The sequence below is a fragment of the Paraglaciecola sp. genome (genome assembly GCF_030730205.1).
GTDB lineage: Bacteria > Pseudomonadota > Gammaproteobacteria > Enterobacterales > Alteromonadaceae > Paraglaciecola.
In genome coordinates this window covers 1-2,877 of sequence record NZ_JANQVQ010000185.1, presented here as the reverse complement: position 1 = coordinate 2,877, position 2,877 = coordinate 1, and the positions used below count along the sequence as shown (strand labels likewise).

The window sequence follows — 2,877 nt, the reverse complement described above, 5'->3', positions numbered from 1 at the left end:
CGTGGACGGCCTTCCTTGTGGTGTATGCCATATGCCCACCCATTCTATTGCCAAACGAATTGCAATCTGCCAAAGTTGCCAGCATCAACAATCTTTTGCTGTCGACACGCCTTTTGCTGAACCTGTTAACTGCCCTTACTGTAATCCCTAAATGACCAAAGACACCTTATTATTATCCCTTGAAAGTGATGCTGATCTAAAGCAGGCTGCAACGCTGTTATCTGCCGGTAAGTTAGTGGCTATCCCCACAGAAACAGTGTACGGATTGGCCGCCAGTGCCCATGATGACAACGCCATCAAAGGCGTGTTTGCCGCCAAAAACCGTCCCAGTGATCATCCATTAATTTTGCATATTGGCCAGTTTTCTCAATTGGCTGATTGGGTCATCGATGTGCCTGCCAGCGCAAAATTGTTAGCCGAGCATTGCTGGCCCGGCCCTTTAACGATGATTTTCAACAAAGCGCCGGGGGTCAGTGGCCTAATTACGGGTGGGCGCGATACCATCGCGATCCGTATGCCGGATAAAACGCGCTTACGTCAATTACTGAGTGTTTGCGGACCGGTAGTGGCGCCTTCGGCTAATTTGCATAAAAAGATCAGTCCAACCTGTGCCCAGCAGGTCATGGATGGATTAAACGGCCGTATCGATGCAGTACTTGATGGTGGCGATTGCCATTTAGGCTTAGAGTCAACGATTGTCGATTTAACTGTACTGCCTGTAAGGATCTTACGCGCTGGGCCTTACTATGCTGAGCAACTCGCAGCGATTATGGGTGAAAACGTCGTTCTGCCTAGTAGCCATGACGTGGCTGTTGCGGGCAATATGCCAGCGCACTACCAGCCCAATACCCCTGCAAGCTTGTTCACGCGCCAAGCACTTGAAGCAAATATCTTAAAACGTGAGTGCAATGGGCCCACATTGGCAATTATTCATATGAGTGAGCTTCCCCTTGTTCGACTCAATAACGCAAGTATTCACTCAATCAAATTGAGTACGCAGCGAGAAAAATACGCCAGTCAACTTTACCAAGCGCTTAGCCAAGCGGATCGAATGAACTGCGATGAGATTTGGATAGAACAACCGCCTTATGAATGGCATGAAGTTATTGATAGAGTAAGTCGCGCCTGCTTTAAAGCTTAGCTTAAACACAGCTTAAAAAGGTGAAGCAGGAATAATAACCCAGGCCTTAGCACTATGGATGCGAACAACGAAAATAATGTTGCCTGCTATCTCTCTGAGCTTCTGTTCGCTAAGGCTCATGTATACTAATGGGTATAAAGGAGCCACAATTAAGCCCCGCTCAGTGTGAGATCGCACAGACGCGTCACGCTCATCCCTACATGCTAAACGGCGATTGAATACGAGCGCAGTTATTTGGCTGTGCACTTTTATCGCTGGAGAGCCTCATGGCACCAACTTCATCCCTCCCTATTTCTAATCACTTGCTAGACGGGCTGTCAGCTTTGCAGCAGCAGTGGTTTTACCATCACAGCACCTTGGTTCAACTAGAGTTTGGAGAGGTCCTGTGCCAAGCAGATGAAACAATAGCGTATGTATATTTTCCCTTAGGTGGATTTGTTTCTTTGTTAGTACCTATTTGGGGCGAACCCGCTATCGAAATGGGTTTAATCGGCAATGAAGGGATGATAGGAGCAACCCTCGCGCTGGGAAAGTCAACAGCACCAATGCAATGCCTTGTTCAAGGCTCTGGCAGTGCCTTAAAGCTAGAAGCCTCGTCGTTTTGTCAATATTTATCAGGCAATGGGGCCTTGCAACACACCATTCACAGTTATCTGTATGTGACCTTGTTGCAACTAGCGCAAACCGGCGCTTGCAACTGTTTTCATGAAGTACTACAGCGTTTGGCACGTTGGCTATTAATGACCCATGACCGCGCTCACGCCGACACGTTTATGCTCACCCACACATTTTTGGCTACCATGCTGGGTGTACGTCGCAGTGCGGTCACCATCGCGGCCGGAAGTTTACAAAAACAAGGCTTGATCCGTTATCGCCGCGGCCACATTCAAATACTGTCACGGGAAGGTTTAGAGCATATTTCTTGCGGCTGTTACTTTGCGGCTTTAGCAAGTTATAAAAAAGCCATGGGGCAATAAAAAAATTACCCTGAGGTGATAAGCCATAAAAAAAGGACGAGTAATCAACTCGTCCCTTGCATTTTACTGGTTAATATTGATGAGACAAGCGCTCATCATCGTCCCTTATTTTTCTAAGGTAAAACGATCAAGATCATTAGCAATGGTAATATCACCTTTATAAAACTCAGCCACTTCGCCAGTGTATTTAGCAAATTCTTCAGGCGTCACTAAACCTGGTGCCATGTGAGTTACCACTAATTTTTTGACTTGCGCTTTTGCTGCAAGCTGACCCACATCAGCCGGTACTAAATGATGTTTAGATAAATGTTGCTTCATATGACCAAGGGCTTTCGGTGGCATCATCGGATTCATGCGTTTTACCAAATTTACGGTATGTTCAACGTCCATCATTTCACTGATCAATAAATCAACGTTCTGTGAGAGCAATTCAACCGCTTCACTCGGCCCTGTATCGCCGGTATAGACAACAGTGTAATTAGGCAAGGTAAATTTAAAGGATAGGGCTTGAAATTTATTGTACTCCTCGCTGTCTTTTGGCCAGCTGTAATGAGTATTGCGGATAACACTGAGTTTAAAACCATCAAAATCAAGGACTGAACCATCAACCACTTCTACCACTTTGATGTTTCTATTTGGTGGTGCAGCCGCTTGTCCTGGCACACCATAGTGACCTAATGCTCCATAGGTCATAAAAGCAAATATCCCATCTACGGTTTGTTTTGTGCCCGGAGGCCCGTAAATAGTTAATTCACTTTT

At 46.1% G+C, this 2,877-nt stretch carries 4 protein-coding genes; 3 read left to right on the top strand and 1 reads right to left on the bottom strand.

What is annotated here, in order from left to right:
* Position 1 precedes the first annotated feature (1 nt).
* The 3 genes from NWQ57_RS22685 (at position 2) to NWQ57_RS12560 (ending at position 2,118) form a co-directional block, all read left to right on the top strand.
* A complete protein-coding gene (locus NWQ57_RS22685) occupies positions 2-151 on the top strand; it encodes a DUF6671 family protein (RefSeq protein ID WP_372340920.1) in 150 nt (49 codons plus the stop codon).
* Complete coding sequence (locus NWQ57_RS12565) at positions 152-1,141, top strand: L-threonylcarbamoyladenylate synthase (protein ID WP_306022494.1); 990 nt, start codon at positions 152-154, stop codon at positions 1,139-1,141.
* Positions 1,142-1,407: 266 nt separating this feature from the next.
* Positions 1,408-2,118 (top strand): Crp/Fnr family transcriptional regulator, encoded by a 711-nt coding sequence (locus NWQ57_RS12560; protein ID WP_306022493.1) that lies wholly within the window; start codon positions 1,408-1,410, stop codon positions 2,116-2,118.
* Positions 2,119-2,223: 105 nt separating this feature from the next.
* On the opposite strand, the gene NWQ57_RS12555 is transcribed toward NWQ57_RS12560, so the two are convergent.
* Positions 2,224-2,877, bottom strand: a 654-nt coding sequence (locus NWQ57_RS12555; protein ID WP_306022492.1) for an MBL fold metallo-hydrolase, incomplete at its 5' end; no start/stop codon positions are given.

Coding starts and splice junctions, on each gene's coding strand:
- NWQ57_RS12565 (WP_306022494.1), top strand. CDS start 152: ATGACCAAAGACACCTTATTATTATCCCTTGAAAGTGATGCTGATCTA.
- NWQ57_RS12560 (WP_306022493.1), top strand. CDS start 1,408: ATGGCACCAACTTCATCCCTCCCTATTTCTAATCACTTGCTAGACGGG.